Below are 2,556 nucleotides of genomic sequence, written 5' to 3'. Positions count from 1 at the left end.
TGTCCGAGCGAAGCGAGGACAATCCCTATAATAATCGAAAGACAAAAATTTATCTTCTTTGCAGGGAGTGGTCCGAGCGAAGCGAGGACAATCCCTGCAATAATCGAAAGACAAAAATTTATCTTCTTTGCAGGGAGTGGTCCGAGCGAAGCGAGGACAATCCCCTCATCAATCGCATGATTTAGTGCCTCCGAGAGACAGCAATGAAAAATGTAAGGGATGCGTTAGCAGAATGAAACATTTTATTTTCCTTGACGCCCTCCGCCTTTGGCGGAAGGTCCGAGCGAAGCGAGGACAATCCCTGCTTACAACTCCTTATTTAGGGCTGTTGCCTTGATTTGCTAATTGATTATGTATTTATTTTCAATTTCTTTGAAAAAATCAGCAAGATTCGATTCAACTGAATTTTTCAGAATTTCTTGACTCCAAAAAGTGTACATGAAGTATTTTATTTGCAAATAAGTATTACGTTTTGTTTAACCTTCATATATCAATCGTAAACAAAATAGTCAATAAACATATTTAATTTAATTGAATGTTTAATAACTTTACTTTGAATGAAAAAATTCAATTTATAAACTAATTTTACCTTACATATATATTTTTGTTATATATCTCGGGCTAGTGATTCAAATTTTATTATTAACCTATATTAATTAATATACAATTAATAATACATTTTATAATATTTAATTTTATTTTATTTATTTCTTCGATTAAATATTTAAATAGGTTAACAATTCGTTATTGCCCACTTTATTTAAATAAATTCGCAACAACCCAAAATTTACTGCAAATGAGAAAATTAACACTCGTTCTTACATTCTTTGCTCTATTGTTTTCCTTTGGTGCATTCGCACAAACGAAAACAGTAACCGGCAAGATTACAGACGTTAAAGATGGGTCCCCCCTGGCAGGTGTTGTTATTAATTACAACAACAAGAGTATCGGCACTTCGAATGCTGATGGTTCTTTTTCTGTTAGTGTTCCCGGGGACGCAAAGTCACTCACCTTTTCTTACATCGGATACCAAATGGTACAATCTGCTATTACAGGTTCGCCATTGTCCATTAAATTATCGGTGTCTGATAAATCATTGGAGGAGGTCGTGGTAACAGGATACCAAACGCTCCAGAAAAGACAGATCACCGGTGCCGTTGCTACAGTAAAAGCTGAAGCTATCAAGAATGTTCCCATAGGATCATTCGATCAGATGTTGCAAGGTCAGGCGGCCGGAGCTTTGATTCAAGCTAACTCAGGTCAGCCCGGAGCTGCTGCAAGCGTAACCATTCGTGGTGTTGGTTCCGTGAATGGAACTACCCAACCATTGTACATCCTGGATGGAGTTCAGATAACCGCAGGTAACTTTTCATCACTCAACCCTAATGATTTTGAGTCCATCTCTGTTCTTAAAGATGCGTCCACTACTGCTCAGTATGGTTCAAGAGGTGCAAATGGCGTTATCGTTATTACGAGTAAAAAAGGTAAGGCAGGTAAAACCAGATTTGAATACAACGCTCAATATGGTCAATCCAAGTTCCCCACCAACAAGTTGGAACTCATGGAAACCCCGGAAAAATTGGATTATGAAATTGCACGGGGCAATCCTTATGGATGGACGACTACTGAATTAGACAGCTTACGCAGAATCAATACCAATTGGCAGGATTTAGTTACCCAAACAGGTATCACTAACAACCACCAAGTAAGTGCAAGTGGCGGTAATGAAAAAACAACTTTTTATTTATCCGGTGGCCTTTTCTTGCAATCTGGAACCGTTCGCAATACCGGTTTGAACAGATACAATGGTCGTTTTAATATCGATCACAATGCCAGTAATAATTTAAGGTTTGGAATTAATACCTACATTGGCTGGAGTAATTATCAAAATACCACAGAAGCCAATACCGGTATTGCTAGTCCACTCAATGCCATTCGCTGGAGTAACCCCTACGAAAGACCTTTCAATCCAAATGGAACTTACCAACAGTTCGTTTCAGGTCAGCCGAACCCCGTGCAGGACATGAACGAAACCAATCGTGGCACGAAAGAGTTTAAGCTCGTAAGTAATGCTTACATTGAGGCAAAACTCCCTTTCATTGCCAAAGGCCTGTCCTTCCGGACCAATTGGGGAGTTGATCTTGAAAATTGGGATCAATCACTGCTCTTTACTCGCTTTAGTGTTGTTGGTCAAGCAGCAGTAGGTAACCAAGGTCGTTTTGATAAAGACACCCGCATTCTAAGTCGTTATACAGGTACCACTTCACTCAATTATGCTAAATCTATCGGTGACCATAACTTTACTGTTGGTTTGTACAATGAGTGGGTTAACAGATCAATTCAAACATTTGGTTTCACCAGTTATGGTTTGACAGGGAATCTGCAAAATGGAGCAGGCATTACCCAGGGAAGTGCCCCTTTTATACCATCTGTTAGAGAAAATAGAAGTGAAAACGCAATACTTTCCTATTATTCACTTGCTTCTTACAACTTTAAAAACCGCTATTTCTTCAACGGTAGCTACAGAAGGGATGGTTCTTCCCGCTTCGGTGCTAA

Annotated in this window: 1 protein-coding gene; it reads left to right on the top strand. The window is 39.1% G+C overall.

Features of this window, described 5'->3' with window-relative positions; translation table 11 throughout:
• Window positions 1–796: 796 nt before the first annotated feature.
• On the top strand, window positions 797–2,556 hold a 1,760-nt coding region (locus ACIQ2S_RS12915), incomplete at its 3' end, for a SusC/RagA family TonB-linked outer membrane protein (RefSeq protein WP_396176644.1).

The organism is Flavobacterium sp., from assembly GCF_044371705.1.
Lineage (GTDB): Bacteria > Bacteroidota > Bacteroidia > Flavobacteriales > Flavobacteriaceae > Flavobacterium.
Note: the sequence above shows the minus strand (reverse complement) of the source record. Positions and strands in the feature narration are given on the sequence as shown.